Genomic DNA, 26,995 nt, shown 5'->3' with positions numbered 1-26,995 from the left:
ATGGGGCGCATCATCTGTTGCGGCCTCGGGCCAGGAAATCCGGACCTCATGAGCGTGCGCGCCGATCGTGAGGTCCGTGCGGCCAAGCACGTGGCCTATTTCCGGAAGAAGGGACGGCCCGGGCAGGCGCGCCGCATCGTCGAGGGACTACTAGCACAGGACGTCTGCGAATATCCGATGGAGTATCCGGTCACGACGGAGATCGCCTTCGACAGTCTGGAATACGTTCGCCTCCTTGCCGGCTTTTACGACGAGTGGGCGGAGCGTCTTGCGCGGATGGTCCGCGCGGTCGACATCGTCGTTCTCTGCGAGGGCGATCCCTACTTCTACGGCTCCTTCATGCACCTACGTGCACGTCTGCAGGGCCGTGTCGAGATTGAGGTGATCGCCGGCATTCCCGGCATGGCCGGCTGCTGGAATTCGGTCGGCCTGCCGATCGCCCTCGGCGACGATGTGATGACGGTGCTGATGGGTACGCTGTCGGAACACGAGCTCGAGCAACGCGCGCGCAATTCCGATGCGCTCGTCATCATGAAGACCGGGCGCAATCTGAAGAAGGTGCGCCGCGCGCTTGCCGCCGCCGGCCGCCTTGGCGAGGCATGGCTGATCGAGCGCGGCACCATGCCTGGCGAGCGCGTCGCGCCGCTGAAGGACGTGGACGCGACCGAGTGTCCCTATTTCGCGATCGTGCTCGTGCACGGGCAGGGGCGCCGGATGGAGGCGGCCGAATGACGGGCATATTGACCATCGCGGGACTTGGGCCGGGCGACCAGGCGCTAGTCACGCCGGAAGTCTCCGCCGCGCTCGCCGCCGCGACGGACGTCGTGGGCTATGCGCCCTATGTCGCGCGGGTGCAACAGCGTGAAGGACTCACGCTGCATCCATCAGACAATCGCATGGAGTTGCAGCGCGCAAGCGATGCCTTGCAGCTGGCATGGGAAGGACGCCGCGTTGTCATGGTTTCTTCCGGCGACCCGGGTGTTTTCGCCATGGCAGCGGCTGTATTCGAAGCCCTTGAAGTCTCGCCGCAATGGCAGGGGCTTGCAATCCGCGTTCTGCCCGGCGTGACTGCAATGCTGGCAGCGGCCGCGCGCGCCGGCGCGCCGCTCGGCCACGATTTTTGCGCGATCAATCTCTCCGATAATCTGAAGCCGTGGACGATGATCGAGAAGCGCTTGCGGCTTGCTGCCGAAGCCGACTTTGCGATCGCGATGTACAATCCGCGCTCAGTGAGCCGGCCCGAGGGTTTTGGGCGCGCGCTCTCGGTTCTGAAGGAGGCAGGTTGGGACGAACGCCTCGTGATCTTTGCCCATGCGGTCAGCACAGCCGCGGAGCGAATTGAAACGGTGATGCTGCGCGAGGCACGGCCCGAGATGGCCGACATGCGAACCCTTGTCATCGTCGGCAATTCGGCAACGCGCCGCGTCGGCCGCTGGGTCTATGCACCGAGGCATGCCCGATGACGGAGCCATTGCATGACCTCCGTCACGCTTTCGACCCGCGGCCTGTCAGGCAATTCGGGCCGCTTGAGCATCACGACGGGAAGGCCGAGCTCGCGCGCGGCGTCGATCTTGGCGCGCGCGCCCGCTCCACCGGAGTTGCGCGCAACAACCCATTCGATGCCGCGCGCGCGCATCATCTCCAGTTCGCCGGCGAGGGTGAATGGTCCGCGCGACACGATGACATCGCCATCCGGAAACGGCAGTGGTCCATCGGGGGGATCGACAAACCGCAAAGTGTAGGCGTGCTGCGGCCTGGCGCTGAAAGCTGTGATGTGCTGCCGTCCGATCGCAAGAAATACCCGCGCGCGATTGTCCGGCAACGCTGCGGCAGCGGAGGAGATATTCGCGGCCTCGATCCAGGTGTCGCCGGTCCCTTTTGCCCAGGGCGCGCGCTCGAGCGCGATCAGCGGTATTCCGGTCGTCTCGCACGCTGCAACCGCATTGCGGCTCATCTCGGCCGCGAAGGGATGGGTTGCATCGACAAGGTGCGTTATTCCCTCGCGCCGAATGAACTCGGCAAGGCCATTCACGCCGCCGAACCCCCCGATTCGGGTCGGCAGCGGCTGGTTCGCGGGGGCGCGGGTGCGACCTCCATAGGAATAGATCGCATTACACCCCGCGCACGCCACAGCGTCCGCGAGCAGATTGGCCTCGCTTGTTCCGCCCAGAATGAGGGCGCGCATCATGCATGATCCCTGGCTGACGATTATGGGTATTGGCGAAGATGGCCTTGCCGGCCTCTCGGATGCAAGCCGAAAGGCGCTTGCGGAAGCCGAGACGGTGTTTGGCGGCGAACGGCATCTCGCGCTGGCAGGGATTGCCGACCGCGGCCGTCCCTGGCCGGTGCCGTTCGAGACAGATTGCGTGCTGGCCTGCCGCGGTCGTCCGACGGTGGTGCTCGCCTCGGGCGATCCGTCCTGGTACGGCGTAGGAGCCAGTCTCGCGGAACGGCTCAGCAAGAGCGAATGGATTGCGCATCCCGCGCCCTCGACATTCTCACTTGCCGCGGCGCGGCTCGGATGGCGGCTCGAATCTGTCGTCTGTCTTGGACTCCACGCGGCGCCATTCGAACGCTTGGTGCCGCATCTGACATGTGGAGCGCGCATTATTTGTCTCGTGCGCGACGACAAGGCGCCCGGCGATCTGGCCAAATGGTTGACGGCGCGCGGCTGGGGCGATTCACGGCTGTGGACGCTCACCGCGCTCGGCGGTGCCCGCGAATCAGTGGCGCAATATCGGGCCGACAGCTACGCCGCCGATAGCGGCGCGGGTCCGGTGACAGTTGCGCTGGAAACCAATGGAGCGCACGGCGTTCCGCGCAGCTCCGGCCTTTCGGACGCGCTCTTCGTGCATGACGGCCAGATCACCAAGCGGCCGATGCGCGCGCTCGCGCTTTCGGCGCTGGCGCCGAGATCCGGCGACAGATTATGGGACATTGGCGCCGGTTCAGGTTCGATCTCGGTAGAATGGGCTCTCTGTGGTGGCACGGCGATCGCCATCGAAGCGCGGGCTGATCGCGTAGCGAATATCCGCGGCAACGCGGCAACCTTCGGTCTGACGCATCGGATCGCCATCGTTGAGGGAATAGCGCCTGATATCCTCTCACGCCTTGAGACACCGCAAGCCGTCTTCATCGGCGGAGGGCTCGACGCCAGGATGTTCGATGCGGTGTGGTCGCGCATTGAGCCGAGAGTACGGTTGGTTGCGCATGCCGTCACGCTGGAGACCGAGGCGCTACTCTCGGACCTTCATCAACGCCACGGTGGCGAGTTGATGCGAATCGAGATTGCACATGCGGGTCACCTCGGCCGCTACCGCTCCTGGGAAGCGGTGCGGCCGGTCGTGCAATGGAGTGCAGTCAAGTGAAGGTCGCAGGTCTGGGGTTCAAGCGGGAGGTCACACTGGCTGCGCTGCGCGAAGCTCTCGCCGCCGCGGGCGGTCCTGAAGATCTCGCGGCAGTTGCAACGGTAAGCGACAAGGCCGAAACCGCCGCGCTCAAATTGCTGGCGCGCGAACTCAACGTGCCGATCCGGCCTGTTTCGGCCGATGTCCTGGCCGGCATTGCCACGCCCACACAGTCAGAATCCATCAAGGCGAAGTTCGGTACGGGCTCCGTCGCCGAAGCCGCAGCGCTTGCGGTCGCCGGCCGTGGTGCGCGCCTCGTTTCGACGCGGGCCGTTTCGCAGGATCGGACGGCGACCGCAGCGATCGCGGAAGGAGACGCCGAATGACGGTGCACTTCATCGGCGCCGGACCGGGAGCAGCTGATCTGCTCACCTTGCGCGGTCGCGATCTGATCGCCGCCTGTCCGGTCTGCCTCTATGCCGGCTCTCTCGTACCCCAGGGCGTTCTTGCCCATTGCCCAAAGGATGCACGGATCGTGAACACCGCGCCGCTGTCGCTCGACGACATCATGTCGGAGATCGTCGCCGCGCATCATGAGGGCAAGGACGTCGCACGGCTACATTCCGGGGATCTCTCGATCTGGTCGGCGATGGGCGAGCAATTGCGCCGCCTGCGCGCGCTTCAAATCTCCTATTCAATCACGCCCGGCGTGCCGGCCTTTTCCGCCGCCGCCGCCGCGATCGAGGCCGAGCTGACGCTGCCGGGTCTTGTGCAATCGGTCGTGCTGACGCGGATGCCGGGCAGGGCGAGCGCGATGCCGCAAGGCGAGAAGCTCGCCACCTTCGCCGCGACCGGTGCGGTGCTCGCCATCCATCTTTCGATCCATCTGCTTTCCAGGGTGATTGATGAGCTGATGCCGCACTACGGACGAGACTGCCCGGTCGCAATAGTCTGGCGCGCAAGCTGGCCGGATCAGCGCATCATTCGCGCTACGCTCGGTACGCTGGATTCTGCTGTAAGCACCGAGCTCGAGCGCACGGCCGTTATTCTGGTTGGCCGCACATTGGGTTCGGAAGATTTCGGAGAGAGCCGCCTGTATGCCGTCGACTATGACCGCCGCTATCGGCCGCTCGGGCCGACGCCGCGCTTTCCGGAAGGCTCGTGATGACGGCGAGCCTCGTCATCTCCGCGCCTGCATCCGGTGTCGGCAAGACGACGCTGACGCTGGCGTTGGCGCGCGCCTATCGCGATCGCGGGCTGAAGGTCCAGTGCTTCAAGAGCGGGCCCGATTATATCGATACCGCCTTTCATGCGGCCGCCGCGGGGCGCACCTCCGTCAACATCGACAGCTGGGCCATGCACCGCGAAGCGATCGAGGCGCTCGCTTCGCGCGGTGCGAATGCGGATCTCGTTCTGGCCGAAGGTTCGATGGGCCTATTCGACGGCGTTGCCACACGGGGCCTCTCGGGGACCGGCGCTACCTCCGATATCGCCGAGATGATGGGCTGGCCGATCCTGCTTGTGATCGATCCCTCCGGACAGGCGCAAACCGCCGCGGCGGTGGCTGCGGGACTGCGCGATTTCCGCGCAGGCGTGCATCTTGCCGGCGTCGTTCTCAACCGCGTCGCCAGCACCCGGCACGAGGACCTGGTGCGCCGTGCGATGGCAGGCGCCGGCATTGCCGTGTTCGGGGCGTTGCCCCGCCACGCCGCGATCAGCTTGCCGAAGCGGCATCTTGGCCTGGTGCAGGCTGAGGAGCAGGGCGAGGTCGACGGCCTGATCGCGGAAGCCGCCCGCTTCGTCGCCGAGCATGTCGATCTCGATGCAGTGTTGCAATCGGCGGCATGCGCCTCGACGGCGCCATGCGCCGCACACGGCCCGAGCGTCAAGCCACCCGGCCAGCGCATCGCTCTGGCGCGCGACGGCGCATTCTCGTTCGTCTATCCGCACATGCTGGAGGCCTGGCGTGCCGCCGGTGCCGAGATCGCGACCTTCTCGCCGCTCGCCGACGAGGGTCCTGATGACAGTGCCGACGTCTGCTGGCTGCCCGGCGGCTATCCGGAATTGCACGCCGGCCAACTCGCGGCAAATCGCCAATTCCGCCGTGCGCTAAAATCCTTTGCCGAGACACGGCCGGTGCATGGCGAATGCGGCGGTTACATGGTGCTGGGCACCGCCTTGACCGAGGGTGGCGGCACACGCCACGAGATGACCGGACTGCTCGGCCTGGAGACGAGTTTTGCCCAACGTCGCATGCATCTGGGCTATCGACTTGCGGAACTCGCTCTGCCAATGCCCGGACATCAGGCCGGCACTCGCCTGCGCGGGCATGAATTCCATTACTCCACGATTGTCTCGCAGCCCGATACACCTCTGGCTATCGTGCGCGACGCGACTGGCGCGGTCGTTGCGGAGACGGGCTCGCGGCGCGGCTACGCCACCGGCACGTTCTTCCACCTCATTGCGGAGGACAGGTGAGCGGCTTTGTTTCCTTTGTCTCGGCCGGCCCAGGCGATCCCGAGCTCCTGACGCTCAAGGCGGCTGCGCGTCTGCGCGCTGCTGATGTCGTGCTGTATGACGACCTTGCCTCGGGCGCGGTCCTCGATTACGCCCGAGCCGGGGCCAATCTGGTAGCGGTTGGCAAGCGTGTGGGCCGGCCCTCAGCCAAACAGGAGCACCTCAACCGGCTGCTCATCGACTACGCCGCCGCAAACGCCCGCGTTGTACGTTTGAAATCGGGAGACGCCGGCATCTTCGGCCGGCTTGAAGAAGAGATCGAGGCGCTGCGCGCGGCGGGCATCGACTACGAGATCATTCCAGGCGTCACCTCAGCCTGCGTTGCGGCAGCGCGCGCCAGCATTCCACTCACCCGCCGGCGCACCTCGCGCCGCGTCCAGTTCGTGACCGGCGCAGATGTCACCGGGCGGTTGCCCGCGAATCTCAATTGGGCGGCACTGGCCGATCCGGAATCGACGACAGCGGTCTATATGGGCAAGCGCACATTCCCGGCGCTCGCGGCAAAGCTGATAGAGCACGGCATGGCTCCCGACACGCCGGCGCTATTTGCGGAGTCTGTGGGCCGCGCCGAGGAGCAGATTGTCCGCACCACGATTGCACAGCTCGCAGAGCAGCTCGCGCAAGCGACCGCCGCAACGACGGCGGCGGTCATTCTTTTCGGCGCGCTGGCGGGAGAGACTCTATGAGGATGCCGTCGCCCGATCTCGCCAGTCCCTTGACGTCTCCTCGGAAGGAGCACACAGAACAGGCATGGTGCTCGAAGCGGCGGAAAGCGCCGGAGCATAATCGGGAACGGGCAAGGGCGGACGTGAATGCGGCGCCCAAAGCTCCGGCCGCGCCCGCGCCTGTAAGCGGTGAGGGGCTCCGATCCGCCACTGGGCCGTCAAGCTTGGGAAGCCGGGACCCGTTTCGAACCGCGAGCGAGGAGACCGGCCCTGCAATTTTTAATACCAGCGCCGTCGGGTGTGACGGCAGAAGGGACGTAAGTCATGCATATCGAACCAGGTATCGTTACGGGCGCCAAGCTCGCGCTGAGTTACGCGACGGGAGCTGTTGCCGCCGGCTGCGCTCTCAAGCTCACGGTCGAAACCGTGCGCGAGCAGGGGGTTGTTTCATTCGTGGTGCGCACCATCGCAACAACGGTCCTGGTTTTCTCGTTCTTCGAACTCCTGCCGCATTTCCGGATGGGGGTCTCGGAGGTGCATTTCATTCTCGGCTCGACGCTGTTTCTCCTGTTCGGCGCAGCGCCAGCCGCGTTCGGGCTGGCGCTTGGACTGCTGCTGCAGGGGCTGTTCTTCGTACCGACCGACCTGCCGCAATATGGTATGAACGTGACCACGCTGCTGGTGCCTTTGTTTGCGATCCAGGCGCTGGCCGGGTGGATCATTCCTCGCGACACCGCCTATGTTGACCTGCAGTATCGCCAGGCGCTTGCGCTTTCGACCGCCTATCAATTCGGCATCGTGGCGTGGGTCGCCTTCTGGGCGCTGTATGGTGCGGGCTTTGCGGCCGAGAACCTCGCCTCCATCGCGTCTTTCGCCGCTTCCTACGCGCTCGTCGTAGTAATTGAGCCGCTGGCCGATCTAGCCGTGCTGGCTCTGGCGAAATCACTGAGAGCTGTGACGGCCGATGGTCTTGTTACTTATCGGCTTCACAACGCCGCCTGAGATGGCGTAAGGGCGGTCGCAAGTCGCGGCCGCCCCCGTTTCATAACGCGATGCTGACACTCTCCCTGATAGGCATTGGCTGCGGCGATCCCGAGCAGCTCACGCTTGCTGCGATCCGCGCAATCAATGCGGCTGACCTGGTGCTGATTCCGCGCAAAGGTGCCGCGAAGTCCGATCTCGCCGACCTGCGCCGGCTGATTTGCGCGCAAGCCTTGACGAACAGCCGTACGCGCGTTGCCGAGTTCGACCTGTCCATTCGCGACACGGCGCAGGAGGGCTACCGCAAGGCAGTGGACGAATGGCACGACGCCGTCGCAGTGACCTGGTCCCGAGCGATTGCGGCGCATCTCGGTGATGACGGACGCGTTGCCCTGCTGATTTGGGGCGATCCTTCGCTATACGATTCGAGCTTGCGGATCGCACGAAAGCTTGATCCGTTGCCGATGATCGAGGTCGTCCCGGGCATCACGTCGATCCAGGCGCTTTGCGCCGCACATTCACTGCCGCTGAACGACATTGGGGAGCCTTTTCTCGTCACCACCGGACGGCGGCTGCGCGAAGGCGGTTGGCCGTCCGGCGCCGACACGGTGGTCGTCATGCTCGATGGCGGCGCCGCGTTCCAGTGGCTCGAGCCGACCGGACTACATATCTGGTGGGGCGCCTACCTCGGGATGCCCCGGCAAATCACCATGTCAGGTGCGCTCGCAGAAGTGGGGCCAGTCATCGTCGCCGCCCGACAGGAAGCACGCGCCAGGCACGGCTGGATCATGGATAGCTACATCCTCAAGCGCGTGTCGTAGCACTCGTGGGAAGGCCGCTGGCATCTTGAACAATCACCAAGGGCAGGACGACATGCTACCCGAGTGGGTCTACCAGGAGTGTCCGGGCGTTTCGACCGTCCATCGCGATGCTGCCCTGGCCCGTCAGGCCGAGCTCACCAAACCGACCGGTGCGCTGGGTCGCCTCGAGCACCTCGCGATCGAGCTGGCCGGTCTGCAACAAACCGACCGGCCTCGCGCCGAGGGTGTGCCGATCATCGTCTTTGCAGGGGATCACGGCATCGTCGCGCAGGGCGTATCGGCCTATCCTCAGGAAGTTACGATCGCGATGATGTCGAATTTCGCATCAGGCGGTGCAGCAATTTCGGTTCTCGCGCGCGAACTGGGCTTAAGTTTGGAGATCGTCGATGCCGGAACGCTCGCCGAACAGCCCATCCCGGGCGTCGCGACAGACAAGCCGCGCTGCGGCAGCCGAGATTTCAGCAAGGAAACGGCGCTCGAGCTGGGGGAGGTCGCCTTCGCCTTCGACTGCGGCAAGCGCGCCATCGCGCGCGCGGCCTCAGCAGAGCCAGATCTTCTGATCCTTGGCGACATGGGGATCGGCAACACCACGACTTCTGCGGCAGTCGCCGCCGCCCTGCTTGGCGTCAGCGCCGAGCAGGCGGCCGGCAATGGCACCGGGATCGATGCGGACAGCCGTGCGCGCAAGGCGCACCTGATTGATGCAGCGCTGGCTCGTCATGACCTTACACGACCAGGAACTTCTGCCGAGCGGATCCTGTGCGCGGTCGGCGGTCTCGAAACGGCTGCGATTACGGGCGCGATCATCGCCGCCGCACAGCGTCGCCTTCCGATCCTGATCGATGGTTTCATCGTGTCCGTCGCGGCATTGACGGCGGTGCATCTTAATCCATCGTGTCGGCCCTTTCTCTTGTCCACGCATCAATCGGCCGAGCAGGGGCATCGCCTGGTTCTTCAGTCCCTGAATATGCAGCCGTTGTTCAATCTGGACCTCAGATTAGGGGAGGGATCGGGCGCCGCGCTTGCATTGCCGATCCTGCGGCTTGCATGCGCTCTGCACAATGGCATGGCGACCTTCGCACAAGCCAGTGTTCCGAATCGCTCATAACGCGACATTCTGATTGACCGACACAATCCGCCAATTGTTCCGTAGCCGATCAATTCGGGTGATCGACAGCGGATCGATAACGAAGCGCAACGCTGCTTGCGGTGCGATGTCGAGGGCCAAGCAGAGCGCGGCGCGAATAGTGCCGGAATGCACCACGAGTGTTGCTGGACCAGCAGCTATTTTACGAAGTCCATCTTGAACCCTCGCAATTTGATCTTCGAAACTCTCGCCGCCTGGTGGGCTTGAACGAGCGGGATCCTTCCAGAACTCGGCGTACCCTTCATCTCCGAGATCGGCGAGATCGTCGTGACGTCGGCCTGTCCAATGCCCGAAGTCCTGCTCCCGAAACTCAGGCACGAGAATCGGATCAAGCTCGAATGCGCGCGCGGTATCAAGAGTTCGTTGAGACGGACTCGCATAGCTTGCGGCGTCCCGCGGTAAGCGCCTTCGCACGGCTTCCAAATGCGCCCGACCGCTGAGATCAGCCGGAGCGCCCGACGGGGAGATCGTTCCTTCGATAGTATTGACGACTACCGCATGCCGGACCAACCAAAGAAAGGCTTCCCCTTCCATCCCTATATCTCCGATGCTTATCAATACGAAAAAGTTCTTTAACATTCGCCCGCGGAGGCTTTACCGAAGGACTGATATCACGGCCGGAGAAAAATGCGTATCTCAACACCTCCGCGCGCCGCCCACCTGCAACGAAGGCGCGTTGCCTCGCGTCAGGCCAATTTCTCATGATCGCGCTCATCCCTTCTCGTTAGTACGACGGCGATGGGCGCTCGCGCCGAATGTAGCAACTCGTTGCGAGCGTGGCGGTCGTCTAACCGCCTGCGCAAGCCAATTTCCGAAAGAATTGCCGGGGTGTCGCCACAGCGGCCGCCGAGAAAAAAAGGCCGCTTGTAATGAACAAGCGGCCCAAGTCTAGGGAGGAAACGCCCAAGGAGGGCTGCGATAGCGCATCGCGCTACCGTGGTGCGTATATGCGTTGGCGGTGCACAAAACGCAAGAGTTGACTTCCGGATCGGCATCAAGAGTGCTTCTTCATCTTTCTCCTTATCCACTCGGCAACGACATCCCTGTTGATGCTGCCTTGAAATTAAGGCTGGTGGCGAAACTGAGGCGCCAGCGGCTCAGACTTCAAATACGAAAGGAGACGGACGATTCCTGGACAAACAGCGAGCGAAGAGCAGATCGTAAGCCGAAAGTTCATACAAATTTTTGCGAGAACCCTCAGGTGAGACTTGAATCGCACGTAGCGTCAGGTTGTACGCTTTCGAAGCAGTGTTTCCGAGTTAGCGAATGCGGCCGCCGAGAGGGGTCGGGCTTCTTTACTGTCGCGCGTATGAGCGCCCGCTTAGAGATCTTACATTTGATCTCACACCCCTGAAGTCAGGGGGATGCTATTCCCAAGACCGTTCGGCAACTGGCACGGCGCTCCGGAAAGTTGGAAAATGCTGCCAGAGCCCGGTAACGCCCAAAACTCTGGCACCGCCGTGTTGCGAGGCTTTCTTTATCGCTGTTATGCCCACTTCAAGCAGTTCTGGCCCTAACCGGTTCAGGGCGAGTTCGACATGCGCATCGAAACGGTTGCGAAATCGACGGATGCTACGATGGCGGTGTCGTATTCGGCGTGTCCGGTTGCAGACGCGTATGTTCGAAAGCCGACGCCGAGGTGCAAATATTCCCTCGCCGCGGCGCGAAGCACATGGTTTTCACGCTTCAAGCAAGGCTTGCACGACGTGCTTGATGGCACGTCCATTGCTGGGAAAGACCCGCGCGATCATGCCGCTCTCCCAGTCGTAGGCGCAGGAGTTATATGAAACCTACTCGATTGATCCAAATCAGCACCCGAGACGCCGTACTGAGTGCGGTCTGGCTTCGCAACGCACGAAGGCGCATTGGCCGCGATATCTGCCTGTCCTCGACAAACTGTCCTCATCCCGCGCGGCTCGCCGGCGCATCGCAAGGTGCGATCTGACCTGCGTCGAGTGAGAGACGAATGCAGTGCGCTGACCGAAATCCGCTTCTCAGCAAGGAGCCAAAGAGGAAATTGATGTGACGGCGGCCGCAGCTGTCATCGGCTTGACACACGAACATTAATGGGAGTCCGAAAGCATGAACGCGCCGAGCTATCGGGCGCAGATATTTTCTCATCTGACCGATAGTATTGATCGCGGGCAAAAAAACGCCCGCTTGGGCCTCTCAGCAATTTGGTCGCCGATCAGCTCCCGCACTGCATTGCCGAGATCAAACGCAGTAAACGGCCAGATGAAGGGGTCAAGGATCTTGGACGCAGCATTAACGCGATGATTGCATCGGCCGACTATGAGGTACAGCTGCTGAATCTGCCGCAGCCCGAGCTCGCGATAGCCAAGACAGACATCCACTATCTCGTCAACTGTGCTTATCAGATGTCAGCGTTTGCTGGTCTTCATCCCATAGAAGCGGAGTTGGCCGTAGGAGAGGAGCTGAGCCGTCTTGCCCGATTAAGTTGTGATCGGAAGCCTAGCATTGAGGTCCTCTCGTATGAAGATATGATCCTTGCGAACCCGGTGCAGAGCGATCCACGCGTATATTGCCTCGGCGCGGCCGGGGTCGAAGAGCGAGATTTTTGCTTGGGTCACCAACTCATCGAGAGCGATCTACAGCTAGCAATCGATGCTCTACTTGAATTGCGTGACACGGCTGACGCTGACGCTCGCCAATGTCTTGCGGTGTGCTTGGAACGCCTTAAGTCAGCAAATTATGTTCTGACGCGCTTTTATGAGCATATGTCACCCGACCTATTTGGCCAATTCCGTGTGTTTTATGGAAAAAACCCCTACACGAATAGGCTTGGCCCGAGCGGCCGGTTCTCTGCGCGGGTCGTGGCGGTCTCGGTGCTACTGGTCGGTGAAGATCTCTTCCAACAGAAGCCGCAATTCTATTGGGACGTATATCGGCTTTCCGAATACTATCCGCAGGGATGCATCAACGAGGTGTTCCGCTGGTTGTCACCGGGCAATACAAGCGCGGAACCCACGCCAACTTGGCTAGAAGGGGAAGCGGAGTTTCCCAGGACTGCGACCATTTCGCCCGTCATCGAACGCCTTGGCGATGAAATCGCAAAGCTACGCGCGTCTTGTGTTGATGCGCTGGATCAGTTTACCCGGATGCACCGTATTACTGCCTTAAAACATATGGTTGAACCGGGGCGTCCAATTATCGGAGTTGAGGGGTCCGAAAGTGTTGAGGCTGTTCTTTCACAGCGGCTGTTAACCCGCGGCGCGTCCCTAAGCTGACGGTATGTGTCAGACGTGTGGTGTCCGACACTGGTCGAAGGATTCTTAATGAATTGAAATTGCGAGCCGGTGCTCTAAGATTCAATTGGATAATTCTTCACACGACAAAGATCCAAGTAGGGCTCAAAGACGTCACGACATGGCTGGCTACGGTCGCCGTAAGGAAGGGATGTTGCACGGATATGCTGTGATCTTCTAGCGGCTGACTGGCCGCGATAAGCCACCTGACGAGGTTGCGAACCTGGAAATCCAATCTAGTCCTGAGAGGCCAGCTTCGTGAAACCAGAAGGAGGTCGAGCCGCCGGATTGCGGCATGCGACGACTTGATTATGTAGACGCTGCGAACGCACACGTGCGTTCGTTCCGCCTGGCGTGATTTGAACGGCAGACTGGTCGCAAAGTCACCGAGCTCTAGCCGGCAGCTTGCTTGCGCTTCCTATCGATGCTTCCTCAGCTCTCATGGCCCCACGTGACAATTTGAACGCTTTTTCTGGAAATTCGTTGGCATCTCTCAAGTGTTTCAGGTGGTGTTGGCCTGCTTCTTGCTCAGAGCCTCAGTAAGTCTCAATAACAGCTTGGAAGGGGTTTATGGGTGGGGCAACGGAAACGTTTTACGGCGTCATCAGACGTCAGGGTATCACGCGTCGCAGTTTCCACAAATTCTGCAGTTTGACGGCAACGAGCCTCGGGCTCGGTCCGCTCGCGGCAAGCCAAATTGCCAACGCGCTGGAGACAAAGCCGCGTGTACCCGTGATCTGGATGCACGGGCTCGAATGCACCTGCTGTTCGGAAAGCTTTATCCGCTCGGCCCATCCGCTGGTCAAAGACGTGGTGCTGTCGATGATCTCGCTGGATTATGACGCCCCAATCATGGCGGCGGCAGGACACCAGGCCGAAGCTATCCTCGAGGAGACCCGCGCCAAGTACAAGGGCCAGTATGTGCTTGCCGTTGAAGGCAATCCGCCGCTGAACGAAGGCGGCATGTTTTGCATTGATGGCGGCAAGCCGTTCGTCGAAAAGCTCAGGGCGATGGCGGAAGATTCCATGGCGATCATTGCTTGGGGTACTTGTGCGTCTTGGGGTTGCGTGCAGGCAGCCAAGCCCAACCCGACTCAGGCGACGCCGATCGATAAAGTGATCACGAACAAACCGATCATCAAGGTGCCCGGCTGCCCGCCCATCGCAGAGGTCATGACCGCCTTGGTGACCTTCATCACCACGTTCGGAAAGCTTCCCGAGCTCGACCGCCAAGGGCGTCCAAAGATGTTCTATTCCCAGCGGATCCACGACAAGTGCTATCGGCGTCCCCATTTCGACGCCGGCCAATTTGTCGAGGAGTGGGACGACGAGTCCGCGCGCCAGGGCTATTGCCTCTACAAAATGGGCTGCAAGGGGCCGACCACCTACAACGCCTGCTCGGCCGTTCGGTGGAACGACGGCGTTTCCTTCCCGATCCAATCCGGCCACGGCTGCTTCGGCTGCTCCGAAGATGGCTTTTGGGACAAGGGCTCATTTTACGATCGACTGACGACCATCAAGCAATTCGGCATCGAGGCCAACGCCGACCAAATTGGCATGGCCGCTGCTGGCGCGGTCGGCCTAGCCGTTGCCGCGCACGCGGCGATCACGGCCGCGAAGCGGCTGACCGGTAAACCGGGCAGCGTAGCTCAGGAAAAATAATCGAATTCAGGGAAGGACAACGATGGGCGCCCAGACACCGAATGGGTTCAAGCTCGACAATTCCAGCAAACGCATTGTCGTCGATCCGCTGACCCGGGTCGAAGGCCACCTCCGGGTCGAGGTCAATCTCGATTCCGACAATGTGATCTGCAACGCGGTCTCATCCGGAACTATGTGGCGCGGCATCGAGACGATCCTGCGTGGACGCGATCCTCGCGACGCGTGGGCGTTCACCGAGCGGATTTGCGGCGTCTGCACCGGCACGCATGCGCTCACCTCGGTGCGCGCGGTGGAGAACGCGCTGGGTATCAGTATTCCCGAGAATGCTAATTCGATCCGCAATATCATGCAGCTCTGCTTGCAGGTGCACGATCATCTTGTGCACTTTTATCACCTGCACTCGCTGGATTGGGTCGATGTGATTTCCGCCCTCAAGGCCGATCCCAAGGCGACCTCTGCGTTGGCGCAGTCGGTCTCCCCCTGGCCGCTATCATCGCCAGGCTATTTCAAGCATCTGCAGATCAGGCTGACCAAGTTCGTTGAATCAGGGCAGCTCGGCCCGTTTAAGAACGCCTATTGGGGGCATCCGGCCTACAAGCTTCCGCCGGAAGCGAACCTGATGGCCTTGGCGCATTATCTGGAAGCGCTCGACTTCCAGAAGGACGTCGTCAAGATCCACGCCATCTATGGCGGCAAGAACCCGCATCCGAATTGGCTGGTCGGTGGCGTGGCCTGCGCCATCAATGTCGATGGTACCGGTGCAGTGGGCGCCATCAATATGGAGCGGCTAAACCTGGTATCCTCGATCATTGGCCGTTCGATCGAATTCGTCGAGCAGGTTTATCTGCCCGACGTTACCGTGATTGGCTGCTTCTACAAGGACTGGCTCTATGGCTGCGGTCTCTCGGGTAAGAGCGTAATGTCCTATGGCGACATTCCCGAGAATGCCAATGACTATTCCGCGAAAAACCTCAAGCAGCCACGCGGCGTGATCCTCAATGGCAATTTCAGCGAAGTTCTGCCGATCGATCACGGCGATCCCGAGCAGATCCAGGAGTTCGTCGCTCATTCCTGGTACAAGTATCCCGATGAAAGGAGGGGGCTGCATCCCTGGGATGGTATAACCGAGCCGAATTTCCGGCTCGGGCCCAACGTCAAGGGCACCACGACCGACATCAAGGAGCTCGACGAAGGCGGCAAATATTCCTGGATCAAGGCGCCTCGCTGGCGCGGCAACGCCGTCGAGGTGGGACCGCTGGCGCGATACCTCATAGGTCACGCACAAGGCAAAGAGGAGTTCAAGGAGCCGACCGAGAAGCTGCTGAAGACACTCGATCTTCCCTTCGCTGCACTCTTCTCGACGCTCGGCCGCACTGCGGCGCGTGCGCTCGAATGCCAATGGGCCGCGCACCAGATGCGCTATTTCCAGGACAAGCTTATGGCGCATATCAAAGCGGGTGACACCGCTACCGCCAACGTCGATAAATGGAAGCCGGAGAGCTGGCCGAAGGAAGCCAAGGGCTACGGTTTCACCGAGGCGCCGCGTGGTGCGCTCGGGCACTGGATCAAGATCAAGGAGACCAAGATCGACAACTACCAATGCGTCGTGCCGACGACATGGAACGGCTCGCCGCGTGATCCAAATGGCAATATCGGTGCATTTGAGGCCTCGCTGATGGATACGCCGATCGCTGATCCGGAGAAGCCGCTGGAAATCCTGCGCACGATCCATTCGTTTGATCCATGCCTGGCCTGCTCGACACATGTGATGGGGCCGGATGGCCAGGAAATGGCAACGATCAAGGTCCGCTAGGGGAGGCGGCATTGTTGGACAAATCTCCGCAAGCGCTAACTGCCACTGTCGCGGTTGACCCGGTACGCTCCGGCCGCAGCGAGCGTGGCGTCGTCTACGTCTACGAGGCGCCGGTGCGGCTGTGGCATTGGATCAACGCCGCGGCAATCCTGGTGTTGGGCCTCACCGGTTATTTCATCGCCAGTGGGATACCGACCATGCCGGGAGAGACAAGCGACAATTTTCTGTTCGGCTATATCCGTTTTGCGCATTTCTTCGCAGGCGACGCGCTCACGCTCGGCTTCCTCTTGCGCATTTACTGGGCGTTCGTGGGCAACCCCCATGCTAAGCAAATTTTCTACGTGCCGCTTTGGCGCAAGAGCTATTGGCGCGAGGTGTGGCACGAGATTCGCTGGTACGCTTTCGTTGCGGCCGAGCCAAAGAAATACGTCGCGCACAATCCGCTGGCCCAGCTTGCGATGTTCTTCATGTTTACGCTGACGATCGCGTTCATGATCGTCACCGGCTTTGCGCTGTACGCGCAGGGCACCGGCAACGACAGCTGGCAGTACAGGCTGTTCGGGTGGGTGCTTTCGATTTGGCCGAACAGCCAGGACGTCCACACCTGGCATCATCTCGGCCTGTGGATGATCGTGACGTTTGCGCTCATCCACATCTATACAGCGGTTCGCGAAGACATCGTGTCGTCCCAGAGCATCGTCTCCTCGATCATTTTCGGCGAGCGCGAATTCCGCGATTGATTGACAATGCAGATGCCAACTCCGGAGAACACGAAACGGATCCTGGTGCTCGGCATCGGCAATATCCTGTGGGCCGATGAGGGGTTCGGCGTGAGGGTGGTGGAGCAGTTCCACCGCCGCTACGCCGTCCCTGGCAATGTCACCATGCTCGATGGCGGCACGCAGGGGCTCTACCTCGTCAACTTTCTACAGGAGGTCGATTGCCTGATCGCGTTCGATGCCATCGATTATGGACTCGCGCCCGGGCACTTGAAGCTCGTGCGAGACGAGGAGGTGCCGAAATTCACCGGCGCCAAGAAGGTGAGCCTGCATCAGACCGGCTTCCAGGAGGTCTTAAGTGCAGCCGACCTGCTTGGCCGCTGCCCGCGACAGCTCGCTCTAGTCGGCTGTCAGCCACTTGATCTGGAGGATTGGGGCGGACCGCTGACGGCTCCGGTGCGCACTCAGATTGCGCCTGCGATCGAACTGGGTTGCGAACTGCTGGCGCAGTGGGGTTCTCCGGCAAAACTGCGGACCACGCCGCTACCGGAGTCGGAGCGTCTGCTCGCGAACGATATCGACCACGCAAACTATGAGAGGAGGGCGCGACCGATCTAGCGGCTCGCAGATTAGCATGTGCCTTGGCTTGCCAATGACGATTATTGAGACCGACGGCATGTCGGCGCTTTGCGAATATGCCAATGAACAGCGGCACGTCTCAGTCATGCTGCTCTCCGAGCCGCCGGTCGGTGCCAAGGTGCTTGTCCATATCGATACCGCGGTGCGGCTCTTGGATGACGACGAAGCGCGGCTGATCGCGGACGCGCTTGAGGGCCTTTATGCGGCCCTCAACGGCCACGATTGTGATCGTTTCTTTGCGGACTTGATCGGTCAAGAGCCGCAATTGCCCGAGTACCTGCGCTAGCCCGGCGCCGCCTCTCGGAAACTGCCTGCCCATCTTTGCCCATATCAGCGGAAACCAAATTTGAAGCCGAAACAAGCTTCACGAGGAATGTCTCGAGCGGGTGCTGATCCGAGCGGGAATGCAATCGCGAAAGAGCAACGATTGGCACGTCCCTTGCTACACCTCATCCAGCAGAACCATGGACTATCAAAGAGGCGGCTAATGGACTTTCAGTCCGGGAAACATGATCTGACGCGGCTCCGTCTGTTCGAGGTGGGGACCGCAAGCGTCCCACAAGCGAAAGACACTCGGCATGATCGCCAAGATCCGGGAGATCTCTATCGACCGCATTTCGAAGCTCATTGATCGCCCGCGCTCCAATGGCGCGTCCGTGGACATAAGTATCATCCCTCAGCACACCATCGGAACGTCGTATCATGAAACAGGTTTCCGGCTCGCGCCCAATAGCGCCGAGAAAATGCGAGCAGCCGATGAGCGTGTTCCCTATAGCCGCGGAAAGTCTCGACGCAGCCCGTAGCGGGCTAATGGCTGCGGGGGCGCTCGCGAAGTCCGCTGCGCTCAATGGCATCGAGCTGGCAAGGAACTGTCCGGACGCCATCGCGCTGTTGTATTCCGTCGCGGCTGCCGTTGCCGGCCAGAAGAGTGATCTGCCGACGCAGCTGTTCAGGATCGGAAATCTCAGCGATCTCGAGCGCAGGCTGATTGCGGAAGTGCTTGGGGAGGGCGATCTCGCCGGCGTCGTTGCGCTGCCGGGTGGCCGCGTGGCGCAAATCCAGGAATCGGTACTTGCGGGCATCTGGCGCGTGCGCATCGAGACCGACGCCGCACACGAATATGTCGAGGTCGGTGCGATCCCGGAGATCGTGCGGCGCGCCGCAACCGACCTGACGTCAAGCGATCTCATGATCGGCGCGGCACCCGACGGCGCGATGAACGTGCTGCCGGTGCTCGCGGAAGTCCGCGAGCGGGCACTGGCCTGGCAGCCGGGCATGCGCTCGCAGATCATCAACTTCACCCTGCTGCCGATGAGTGCGGTCGACCTGGCGTTTTTGCAGCAAAGCGTCGGAAACGGTCCGATCCAGCTCATCTCGCGCGGCTACGGGACTTGCCGAGTGCTTGCGACGGGCATCCGGAACGTCTGGTCGGTGCAGTTCTTCAATGCCATGGACACCATCATTCTGGATACGCTGGAAGTCGGCGGCGTGCCAATGGCTGCCTTGGCCGCCGAGGAAGATTTCTGGGGTTCCGCCGAACGCCTGCAAGAAATCATCAAAGCTTACGTCGAATGACGAGCTTCGAGAATTTTGGAGTCCGGAAGGATATCGCAAACGGCGCGCGCATGGAGTGCGGCATCTGTTGGATCGTCTACGATCCGGCTGAGGGGGATGAGGCGACGCAAATTGCAGCGGGAACGCCTTTCGCCGGGTTGCCCGAAAATTGGCGTTGTCCAAACTGCGATGCGCCCAAATCGAAGTTCATGGCGATTGAAGATGACGCCTGACCGCGAACAGCATTCCCGCAGGAGCATGCACCCCGATGCGTCGGCGTGGGGCGAGATGCTCGCGGCAGCCTATCGGGATATCGCCGATCGCACGATGCGCGACCTGCCGATCTTCAACGAGGCCTTGAGCGTCGAAGCCATCGGATTTCGCGCGCGCGAGGGCAGGGTCGTCGGCATGATGATCACGCCCTGGTTCATGAACGTGGTCACACTCATGCGTGACAGAACTTCGCATTCGCCTCCGAGCCCGGGATCGAACCTGCGCTTGCGATTTCCGGCCGGCGAGATCGAATTCACCGTCAGCGAGATGGCGCCCGTGGGCTCGATCGCGAGCTACTCACTGTTCTCGCCGATGTTTGAGTTCGAGCATATGACGTCCGCGCGCGCCACCGCCGAAGCAGCGCTCGCGGCGCTGATGTCACCGGCCAATCGCGCGGCCTCACATGGGCCCGATGCGCGACATGATTCGATCGACCGCCGGCATTTCTTACGCGGTGTACTGACGGAGCGGCGCGCATGAGCCTCGCCGTCCGCAACCAGATCGATGTTACCGTATCGCTTGCTGGCGACGCAATTGCCGCGGTCGAGATTCTGCCGCGCGTCCGGCCGCCACTGGGGCGGCTGTTCGCCGGTAAGCCGGCCGCTTCGTTGCTCAACGTGCTGCCGCGAATCTTCTCGTTGTGTGCCGCCGCGCACCAGGTGGCATTCCTGTCCGCGATCGAGGCGGCGCGCGGCGAAACCATCAGCCTTGCGACGCGACAGCATCGTATCGTTATGGTCGTTGTCGAGCGGCTGGCGGAATTGCTGCGGGACCTGTTTGTCGGGCATTTCGCGCTGGATACTACCAGCGCCGCAGCGATCCGCGCCCTGATGGAGGGGGTATCGGAACTTCTCAGCAGCGCAGAGCCCAGCTGCGGCCAGGTTCGACGCGAGGTAACAGCGCGGGTTGCGATTGCGCTGGCAGCGCTTGGCATAACGAACGAAGACGGAGCGCCGAGGCTCGGTAACCCACTAGCGCTTCGCGTTGCTGCTCTCGAGGAAGACGCGTTGAAGCCAACGTCGATGCAGCACTCGTTTTTGTCCGTTGCCGACGATCGCGACGTCATCGAACGGCTGATCGTGGATGATGCAGAATCTTGCCGTTGCCCCGACCTTGAGGGCCGGATTCCCGAAACAGGTGCGTGGGCACGCCAAATGATGCGTGATCAGCTCACGCTAGGCCGGTCGGGGCCGGCCGAGCGGCTGAAGGCGAGGATCGCGGAAATCGTGCGGCTGCACGATTGGCTCGGCCCCGGTGCTCATGTTGAAACAGCGGAGGATGGGATCGTCGAAAGCTACAGGCTGGGGCCGGGCCGTGGTGCGGCCGCGGTCGAATGCGCCAGGGGACGTCTCTATCACGCGGTTGAGCTTGATCGTCAGGGGCAGATGTCGCGTTTCGAATTTCTTGCCCCGACCGAGTGGAATTTCCACGCGCGCGGACCGCTTGTCCGCAGCCTGCAAGGCGCGGTCCTGGCCGCGAAACCGCAGGCACAGGGTGCCGTTCGCGCGATGGTCGGATCCTTTGACCCTTGCGTTGGGTTCACTCTGAATTTTCGCGAAATTGGCGATGCATGAAATGGCGCTTTGTGAGGGCATCGTCGAGATCATCGAGGAGGAGGCGCGCCGGCGACCATTTTCCAGGGTGAAGACCGTGCGTCTGGAGATCGGGGCGCTGGGCCATGTCGCTCCCGAAGCGATGAAGTTCTGCTTTGCGGCCGTTGCCGCGCGGACCATCGCCAATGGCGCGGTTATTGAGGTCGTCGAATTGCCTGGTGTCGCCTGGTGCATGGCCTGTTCGAGGAGCGTTGAGATTGCGCAACGCTATGAGCCGTGTCCCTGCTGCGGCAGCTATCAGCTGCAGGTGACCGCGGGCGAAGAGATGCGGGTCAAAGAGCTGGAGGTCGACTAATGTGTACCGTATGTGGCTGTAGCGAAGGAACGCCCTCCATCGAACGCGCCGACGCGCAAAGTGCGCAAACCCAGAGGCATCACCATGATCATACGCATGATCACTACGGTCACCACCATGATCATATGCATTGCGGTCAAAAGGTGCACGATTCTCACAACCATTACCATGATCACCATCATGATCATAGCGGTCAACATGCTCAGCGCGGAGGGGGGCTTGTGGATTGCGGCGCCGACCCGGCCGGCTTGAAGATTGGGAGTATGAGCAGCGAGCGAGCCATTCAGATCGAGCGCGACATCCTCGGCAAGAACAACAGGATCGCCGCCGACAACCGCGCGCGCTTCCTGACCGATGACCTGCTCGTGTTCAACCTTGTTTCCAGTCCGGGCGCGGGCAAAACCTCGCTGCTCGTCCGCGCCGTCTCCGAGCTCAAGGGTAGCCGCCCGGTTGGTGTCATTGAGGGCGACCAGCAGACCTCGAACGATGCCGATCGCATTCGCGCAATCGGCGTTCCCGCAATCCAGATCAATACCGGCAAGGGCTGCCATCTCGATGCTGCGATGGTCCGCGAGGCTTATCACCGCTTGCCGCCGCTCAAGGGCGGTATTCTCTTCATCGAGAATGTCGGGAATCTAGTTTGTCCCGCGGCGTTCGATCTCGGCGAGGCCAGCAAGATCGTGGTGTTCTCGACCACCGATGGTGAAGACAAGCCGCTCAAATATCCGGATATGTTCGCCGCATCGTCGCTGATGCTGATCAACAAGATCGATCTGGCGCCGGTGATCGACTTCGATTTAGCCCAGACCATCGAATATGCGAGACGCGTCAATCCGAACATTGAGGTGCTGACGGTTTCGGCGCGTACGGGCGAGGGCTTTGCCGCGCTCTACGCTTGGATCCGGAAGCAGGCTGCGTATCGGAGGCGTCCGGTCCAGGACACATTGCGATGAGCGCGAGCAGCGACGCCATCATCCGCGGCGGAACGCGGCTGCGGGTGCGCATCAGTGGCGCCGTGCAGGGTGTCGGCTTTCGTCCGTATATATATGGACTCGCTACCCGCTATGGATTGACCGGGTTCGTCGCCAACGATCCCAATGGCGTGATCATTGAGGTTGAGGGCGACCGTACGTGCGAGTTTGTGGCCGCTTTGCCACTCGAAAGGCCTCCATTGGCGCGGATCGACCACATCTCCGTTCAGGAGATTGGCGCGCTTGCAGCGAAAAAATTTTCGATCCGCGCCAGCGAACACGGGAGGGTGTCGACCCGGATCGTCGCAGATGCCGCGACATGCCAGGAATGTCTTGATGAGTTGTTCGACCCGAACAGCCGCCATTACCTCTATCCCTTCATCAACTGCTCTCATTGCGGCCCTCGCTATACCATCGCCGAACGGCTTCCCTACGATCGCCGCAATACAGCGATGAGGGAGTTTGCGATGTGTGCCGCCTGCGCGCGCGAATATGCCGATCCGGCGAGCCGCAGGTTTCATGCGGAAGCGATTGCGTGTCCGACGTGCGGTCCTCGGCTCAGTCACGGGATCAACGACATTGCCGCGGCGATCGACGGCGGCCAAATCGTCGCGATAAAGGGAGTTGGCGGGTACCAGCTGCTTTGCGACGCTCGCAACCATGACGCCGTGCAGCGTTTGCGCAGGAGGAAGCAGCGCGACCAGAAGCCGTTCGCCGTCATGGTTGGTTCCGTAGAGGAGGTCAGCGAGATTGCGGAGGCGAATGCCGCCGAGCTCCAACTGCTCGAATCCGTCGCCCGCCCAATCGTTCTCCTGCCGTCGCGCAACAATCTAGCGCCGGCGATAGCCCCCGGCCTGTCGCGCGTAGGCATCATGCTGCCGGTGGCCCCGTTGCATCACCTCATCTTCCATGCGCTTCGTTCGACAGGTGCATGGGATGGGGTTGAAGGTCCGGTCATTGTCAGCACCAGTGCTAATCCCGGCGGCGAACCGCTCCCGATCGACAACGCGGAGGCGTTGCGGCGGCTCGCGGGCATCGCCGATCTTATTGTGACCCATGATCGCGATATTCTGACGCGCGCCGATGATTCCGTGGTGGCGGTAGTGGCGGGCCGGCACCAATTCATTCGTCGCGCCCGCGGCTATGTTCCCGAACCGATCCGGCTTGCGAGGTCTGTGCCGCCCGTGCTCGCCGTAGGCGGCGCGTTGAAATCGACCGTCACGGTTACACGTGGCAATGAGGCCTTCGTCTCCCAGCACATCGGCGATCTCGATACGGCTGAAGGCATTCGCTTCTTCGAGGAGACGATCCGGCACCTCACATCGACCCTCGACATCGATCCTGTCGTCATTGCCCATGATCTGCATCCCAACATGGCGACCACCCGCTTTGCGGAAGCAAGCGGCCGCGCGCTGATCGCGGTCCAGCATCACCACGCGCACGCTGCCGCCGTCATCGCGGAGCATGGCCTTGGGCGGCGTGCGCTCGCCCTTCTCCTCGACGGCTATGGTTATGGCTCCGACGGCGGCAACTGGGGTGGCGAGCTATTGTTGTGCGAAGGCGCCGGGTTTCGACGGATCGGGCATCTCGCGCCCTTGCAAATGCCTGGCGGAGATCGCGCAGCCCGCGAGCCTTGGCGCATGGCGAGCGCAATATTGCACTTGCTGGGGCGGGAAAACGAAATCAGGCTGCGCTTTGCAGCACAGCCGCAGGCCGAGCGTCTGCAGTCATTGCTCGCTCAGCCCAGCGTGGCGACTACGACCAGCGCGGGCCGGCTGTTCGATGCAGCAGCGGCGCTGCTCGGGATTGCGACTTTGCAGAGCTATGAGGGCGAAGCCGCCATGAAGCTCGAGGCGCGTGTGCGGCGGACTGCGGTGCTTGAAGCGGGCTGGATGATCGATGGCGACGTGCTGTCCTTTCATCCGCTGTTTGCGCGTTTGATTGCAGACAACGTCGGCGCGACGGAGGGAGCGGGGCTGTTTCATGGCACGTTCGCCGCTGCCTGCGTTGACTGGGTCGCGCGCGCGGCGCGGACAACGGGCGTTGCCACCGTCGTTCTGAGTGGCGGCTGCTTCCTGAACGCGGTACTCGCGGAAGAAATCCAGCGCGGCTGCATTGCGGCTGGCCTCACTCCGCTGCTCCCACGGCAGGTTCCGCCCAATGACGGTGGCTTGAGCCTCGGACAAGCCTGGATCGCCGCTCTGCAGGTTGCAGAACGGCCGTCAGTCCTGGAAGGAATAGCCTGATATGTGTCTCTCGGTACCAGCTGAGGTCGCGAAGATTCTTCCCGATGACCTGGCCATCGTATCCATCGACGGCATCAGCAAGGAGATATCGATCGCGCTCATCGACGATCTAGCGGTGGGGGACTACGTCCTTGTCCATGTCGGCTACGCCCTGGCTAGAATCGACCCGGCGGAGGCCGAGCACACGCTGCAGCTCCTACAGGAGTTAGGCAGCATGGGGCAGGACCTCCAGTCATGAAATATGCCGACGAATTTCGCGACAAGACCATCGCGCAGGGGCTCGCGCGTGCGATTGGCGCCGAAGCCGATTCGCAAAGGGATTATCGGTTCATGGAATTCTGCGGCGGACACACGCATGCGATTTCCCGTTATGGCCTGGAGGATATGTTGCCTGCGAATGTTCGCATGATCCACGGGCCGGGTTGCCCCGTCTGTGTTCTCCCCGCCAGCCGGATCGACATGGCGATCAGGCTCGCCGAGCTGCCGCAGGTCACTCTCTGTATTTATGGCGACCTGATGCGCGTGCCCGGCTCGCAGCGAAAATCCCTGCTGAGCGCCAAGGCGTTCGGCGCCGACATCCGGATGGTCTACTCGACGCTCGATACGATAAGGATCGCCGAACATGCGCCGAATCGGGAGGTGGTCTTCTTCGCCATTGGATTTGAGACCACGACACCGGCGACAGCAGTGATGATCCGGCTTGCCGAGAAGAAATGGCTGAAGAATCTCAGTGTATTCTGCAATCACGTGCTAGCTCCCGCCGCGATTCATAGCATTCTCGAGAGTCCGGATATCCATAATGGCGGGCGGATTGAAATTGATGGCTTCCTCGGGCCTGCGCATGTCAGCACCATCATTGGCACGAAGCCTTACGAGGTCCTCGCAGAACAATTCGGCAAGCCGATCGTGATCGCAGGATTTGAACCGCTCGACATGATGCAGGCAATTCTGATGCTGGTGCGGCAGGTGAACGAAGGCCGATATGAGGTGGAGAACCAATACAGCCGAGCGGTGACGCGGAAAGGCAATCGGCGCGCCCAGGAAGAGGTGTCCGATATCTTCGAACTGCGTGACCAGTTCGAATGGCGCGGGCTCGGGCTCGTCCCCTATAGCGGACTGAAGCTAAAGCGGGCTTACGCTCAATTCGATGCCGAGGTGCGTTTCGCGATGCACGAAGTACGTGTCGCCGACAATCCGGCGTGCGAGTGCGGCGCCATCCTGCGCGGCGCGAAGAGGCCGGTCGACTGCAAGCTGTTCGGAACCGTCTGCACGCCGGAAATCCCAATAGGATCCTGCATGGTCTCATCGGAAGGCGCCTGTGCCGCGCATTGGACGTATGGACGGTTTCGCGATTATCAGTTGAGGCGGGCGTGATGAGGGCAACGGCCTATCAACGCAAGCTCGACATCCAGAACGGGCGGGTCGACCTGTCCCACGGCGCCGGGGGGCGCGCGATGGCGCAGCTGATCTCCGGCCTGTTTCACGAAGCCTTCGGCAATGAATGGCTCGCCCGCGGCAACGATCAGGCGGCCTTCGATGTTGGCGCTGGCAGAATGGTGATGACGACCGATGGCTATGTCGTTTCGCCGCTGTTCTTTCCCGGCGGCAATATCGGATCGCTCGCGGTCCACGGCACGATCAATGATGTCGCGATGAGCGGCGCGCGTCCGCTCTATCTGTCGGCGAGTTTCATCATCGAGGAGGGCTTCCGCTTCTCGGATCTGAAGACGATTGCGGGTTCGATGGGCGAGGCCGCGCGCGCTGCCGGCGTTTACATCATCACAGGTGACACCAAGGTCGTCGAGCGCGGGAAGGCGGACGGCCTGTTCATCTCGACGACGGGGGTCGGAGTTTTGGCCGATGGGCTCAATCTCTCCGCGGAGAAGGCCAGGGTCGGCGACCGCGTGCTGGTCTCTGGCAGTCTCGGCGATCATGGTGCGGCGATCATGTCGAGGCGCCAGAATCTCGATTTCGAGACCGAGATCGTCTCGGATTCCGCAGCGCTGCATGATCTCGTAGCCCTAATGGTTGCGGCCGGCGGCAGCAGCATCCGGGTGATGCGCGACCCCACGCGCGGCGGTCTTGCGGCGATGCTCAACGAGGTTGCGCATCAGTCAGGCCTCGGGTTCCATCTGCAGGAAGAGGCCATTCCGGTGAAGCCGGCGGTTGCCGCCGCCTGCGAACTCCTTGGGCTTGATCCGCTACATGTCGCCAACGAGGGCAAGCTCGTTGCCATCGTGGCGCCTGACATGGTCGATGCCGTGCTTGCAGCCATGAAGGCGCATCCGCTCGGGTGCGATGCGGCTGATATCGGCGAGGCCGTAGCCGACAATCATCGGTTTGTGCAGATGTCAACCAGCTTTGGTGGCGGGCGAATTGTCAATTGGCTATGGGGAGAACAATTGCCGCGGATCTGTTGAGCACAATCGCAAGCTTCTGCCATTTCGTTGTGGCTTTGAGCAGATC

At 61.6% G+C, this 26,995-nt stretch carries 28 protein-coding genes and 1 riboswitch; of the genes, 26 read left to right on the top strand and 2 right to left on the bottom strand.

The annotated features are described in order from the left end of the window. Positions 1–732, top strand: a complete 732-nt coding sequence (locus LMTR3_RS33145; protein ID WP_065749156.1) for a precorrin-2 C(20)-methyltransferase — start codon at positions 1–3, stop codon at positions 730–732. Beyond that, on the top strand, positions 729–1,463 hold the full coding sequence (cobJ, locus tag LMTR3_RS33140) for a precorrin-3B C(17)-methyltransferase (protein WP_065749155.1): 735 nt from the start codon (positions 729–731) through the stop codon (positions 1,461–1,463). The genes LMTR3_RS33145 and cobJ overlap by 4 nt, the downstream gene beginning before the upstream one ends. Here cobJ and LMTR3_RS33135 read toward each other — a convergent pair. Continuing rightward, on the bottom strand, positions 1,439–2,188 hold the full coding sequence (locus LMTR3_RS33135; RefSeq protein ID WP_065749154.1) for a cobalt-precorrin-6A reductase: 750 nt from the start codon (positions 2,186–2,188) through the stop codon (positions 1,439–1,441). The genes cobJ and LMTR3_RS33135 overlap by 25 nt on opposite strands. On the opposite strand from LMTR3_RS33135, the gene LMTR3_RS33130 reads away from it, so the two are divergent. From LMTR3_RS33130 to cobT, 8 genes are all read left to right on the top strand, one after another. Next, positions 2,187–3,368 (top strand): bifunctional cobalt-precorrin-7 (C(5))-methyltransferase/cobalt-precorrin-6B (C(15))-methyltransferase, encoded by a 1,182-nt coding sequence (locus LMTR3_RS33130; RefSeq protein ID WP_065749153.1) that lies wholly within the window; start codon positions 2,187–2,189, stop codon positions 3,366–3,368. The genes LMTR3_RS33135 and LMTR3_RS33130 overlap by 2 nt on opposite strands. Continuing rightward, positions 3,365–3,733 carry a cobalamin biosynthesis protein gene (locus tag LMTR3_RS33125; RefSeq protein ID WP_065749152.1) on the top strand — a complete coding sequence of 123 codons (369 nt, stop codon included), beginning with the start codon at positions 3,365–3,367 and terminating at the stop codon, positions 3,731–3,733. The genes LMTR3_RS33130 and LMTR3_RS33125 overlap by 4 nt, the downstream gene beginning before the upstream one ends. Beyond that, complete coding sequence (gene cobM, locus LMTR3_RS33120; RefSeq protein WP_065749151.1) at positions 3,730–4,512, top strand: precorrin-4 C(11)-methyltransferase; 783 nt, start codon at positions 3,730–3,732, stop codon at positions 4,510–4,512. The genes LMTR3_RS33125 and cobM overlap by 4 nt, the downstream gene beginning before the upstream one ends. After that, the gene (locus LMTR3_RS33115; RefSeq protein WP_065749150.1) at positions 4,512–5,825 is read left to right on the top strand and encodes a cobyrinic acid a,c-diamide synthase CobB; all 1,314 of its coding nucleotides are present in this window, start codon (positions 4,512–4,514) and stop codon (positions 5,823–5,825) included. Before cobM ends, LMTR3_RS33115 begins: the two co-directional genes overlap by 1 nt. Then, complete coding sequence (gene cobA, locus LMTR3_RS33110) at positions 5,822–6,550, top strand: uroporphyrinogen-III C-methyltransferase (RefSeq protein ID WP_065749149.1); 729 nt, start codon at positions 5,822–5,824, stop codon at positions 6,548–6,550. The genes LMTR3_RS33115 and cobA overlap by 4 nt, the downstream gene beginning before the upstream one ends. Positions 6,551–6,598: 48 nt before the next feature. Continuing rightward, positions 6,599–6,816, top strand: a riboswitch (cobalamin riboswitch). A gap of 37 nt (positions 6,817–6,853) precedes the next feature. Next, positions 6,854–7,531, top strand: a complete 678-nt coding sequence (locus tag LMTR3_RS33105; protein ID WP_065749148.1) for an energy-coupling factor ABC transporter permease — start codon at positions 6,854–6,856, stop codon at positions 7,529–7,531. A 50-nt stretch (positions 7,532–7,581) separates the two neighbouring features. Then, on the top strand, positions 7,582–8,331 hold the full coding sequence (cobF, locus tag LMTR3_RS33100) for a precorrin-6A synthase (deacetylating) (protein ID WP_065749147.1): 750 nt from the start codon (positions 7,582–7,584) through the stop codon (positions 8,329–8,331). 52 nt (positions 8,332–8,383) lie between these two features. Further along, entirely contained in the window at positions 8,384–9,439 is a 1,056-nt protein-coding gene (gene cobT / locus LMTR3_RS33095) for a nicotinate-nucleotide--dimethylbenzimidazole phosphoribosyltransferase (RefSeq protein WP_065749146.1), read from the top strand. Here cobT and LMTR3_RS33090 read toward each other — a convergent pair. Next, positions 9,434–10,012: a histidine phosphatase family protein gene (locus LMTR3_RS33090; protein ID WP_065749341.1), complete on the bottom strand. Its 579-nt coding sequence runs from the start codon at positions 10,010–10,012 to the stop codon at positions 9,434–9,436. The genes cobT and LMTR3_RS33090 overlap by 6 nt on opposite strands. A 1,643-nt stretch (positions 10,013–11,655) precedes the next feature. Between LMTR3_RS33090 and LMTR3_RS33085 the strand changes: the two genes are divergently transcribed. From LMTR3_RS33085 to hypE, 16 genes are all read left to right on the top strand, one after another. Further along, positions 11,656–12,726: a hypothetical protein gene (locus LMTR3_RS33085; protein WP_245320091.1), complete on the top strand. Its 1,071-nt coding sequence runs from the start codon at positions 11,656–11,658 to the stop codon at positions 12,724–12,726. Between the two features lie 588 nt (positions 12,727–13,314). After that, positions 13,315–14,406, top strand: a complete 1,092-nt coding sequence (locus LMTR3_RS33080; protein ID WP_065749145.1) for a hydrogenase small subunit — start codon at positions 13,315–13,317, stop codon at positions 14,404–14,406. A gap of 22 nt (positions 14,407–14,428) precedes the next feature. Next, positions 14,429–16,219, top strand: a complete 1,791-nt coding sequence (locus LMTR3_RS33075; RefSeq protein WP_065749144.1) for a nickel-dependent hydrogenase large subunit — start codon at positions 14,429–14,431, stop codon at positions 16,217–16,219. 11 nt (positions 16,220–16,230) lie between these two features. After that, positions 16,231–16,959, top strand: coding sequence for a Ni/Fe-hydrogenase, b-type cytochrome subunit (gene cybH / locus LMTR3_RS33070; protein WP_065749143.1), 729 nt, complete (start codon positions 16,231–16,233; stop codon positions 16,957–16,959). 12 nt (positions 16,960–16,971) lie between these two features. Continuing rightward, a complete protein-coding gene (locus tag LMTR3_RS33065) occupies positions 16,972–17,556 on the top strand; it encodes a HyaD/HybD family hydrogenase maturation endopeptidase (RefSeq protein ID WP_065749339.1) in 585 nt (194 codons plus the stop codon). Positions 17,557–17,572: 16 nt separating this feature from the next. After that, on the top strand, positions 17,573–17,863 hold the full coding sequence (locus tag LMTR3_RS33060; protein ID WP_065749142.1) for a HypC/HybG/HupF family hydrogenase formation chaperone: 291 nt from the start codon (positions 17,573–17,575) through the stop codon (positions 17,861–17,863). A 470-nt stretch (positions 17,864–18,333) separates the two neighbouring features. Continuing rightward, the gene (locus LMTR3_RS33050) at positions 18,334–19,152 is read left to right on the top strand and encodes a hydrogenase expression/formation protein (RefSeq protein ID WP_245320090.1); all 819 of its coding nucleotides are present in this window, start codon (positions 18,334–18,336) and stop codon (positions 19,150–19,152) included. Continuing rightward, positions 19,149–19,364 (top strand): rubredoxin, encoded by a 216-nt coding sequence (locus LMTR3_RS33045; RefSeq protein WP_065749139.1) that lies wholly within the window; start codon positions 19,149–19,151, stop codon positions 19,362–19,364. The genes LMTR3_RS33050 and LMTR3_RS33045 overlap by 4 nt, the downstream gene beginning before the upstream one ends. Beyond that, positions 19,354–19,884, top strand: a complete 531-nt coding sequence (gene hybE, locus LMTR3_RS33040; RefSeq protein WP_065749138.1) for a [NiFe]-hydrogenase assembly chaperone HybE — start codon at positions 19,354–19,356, stop codon at positions 19,882–19,884. The genes LMTR3_RS33045 and hybE overlap by 11 nt, the downstream gene beginning before the upstream one ends. 137 nt (positions 19,885–20,021) lie before the next feature. Beyond that, on the top strand, positions 20,022–20,978 hold the full coding sequence (locus tag LMTR3_RS33035; protein WP_349643837.1) for a nickel-dependent hydrogenase large subunit: 957 nt from the start codon (positions 20,022–20,024) through the stop codon (positions 20,976–20,978). Continuing rightward, the gene (gene hypA / locus LMTR3_RS33030) at positions 20,971–21,312 is read left to right on the top strand and encodes a hydrogenase maturation nickel metallochaperone HypA (RefSeq protein WP_065749136.1); all 342 of its coding nucleotides are present in this window, start codon (positions 20,971–20,973) and stop codon (positions 21,310–21,312) included. The genes LMTR3_RS33035 and hypA overlap by 8 nt, the downstream gene beginning before the upstream one ends. Then, a complete protein-coding gene (hypB, locus tag LMTR3_RS33025) occupies positions 21,312–22,265 on the top strand; it encodes a hydrogenase nickel incorporation protein HypB (protein WP_065749135.1) in 954 nt (317 codons plus the stop codon). The genes hypA and hypB overlap by 1 nt, the downstream gene beginning before the upstream one ends. Next, positions 22,262–24,529, top strand: a complete 2,268-nt coding sequence (gene hypF / locus LMTR3_RS33020) for a carbamoyltransferase HypF (protein WP_065749134.1) — start codon at positions 22,262–22,264, stop codon at positions 24,527–24,529. The genes hypB and hypF overlap by 4 nt, the downstream gene beginning before the upstream one ends. Position 24,530: 1 nt before the next feature. After that, positions 24,531–24,767 carry a HypC/HybG/HupF family hydrogenase formation chaperone gene (locus LMTR3_RS33015; protein WP_065749133.1) on the top strand — a complete coding sequence of 79 codons (237 nt, stop codon included), beginning with the start codon at positions 24,531–24,533 and terminating at the stop codon, positions 24,765–24,767. Next, positions 24,764–25,903 carry a hydrogenase formation protein HypD gene (gene hypD / locus LMTR3_RS33010; RefSeq protein ID WP_065749132.1) on the top strand — a complete coding sequence of 380 codons (1,140 nt, stop codon included), beginning with the start codon at positions 24,764–24,766 and terminating at the stop codon, positions 25,901–25,903. Before LMTR3_RS33015 ends, hypD begins: the two co-directional genes overlap by 4 nt. Further along, positions 25,903–26,949, top strand: a complete 1,047-nt coding sequence (gene hypE / locus LMTR3_RS33005; protein WP_065749131.1) for a hydrogenase expression/formation protein HypE — start codon at positions 25,903–25,905, stop codon at positions 26,947–26,949. The genes hypD and hypE overlap by 1 nt, the downstream gene beginning before the upstream one ends. Positions 26,950–26,995 lie beyond the last annotated feature (46 nt).

Source organism: Bradyrhizobium sp. LMTR 3 (genome assembly GCF_001693485.1).
Taxonomy (GTDB): Bacteria; Pseudomonadota; Alphaproteobacteria; order Rhizobiales; family Xanthobacteraceae; genus Bradyrhizobium.
This window is presented reverse-complemented; position numbering and strand designations above follow the sequence as displayed.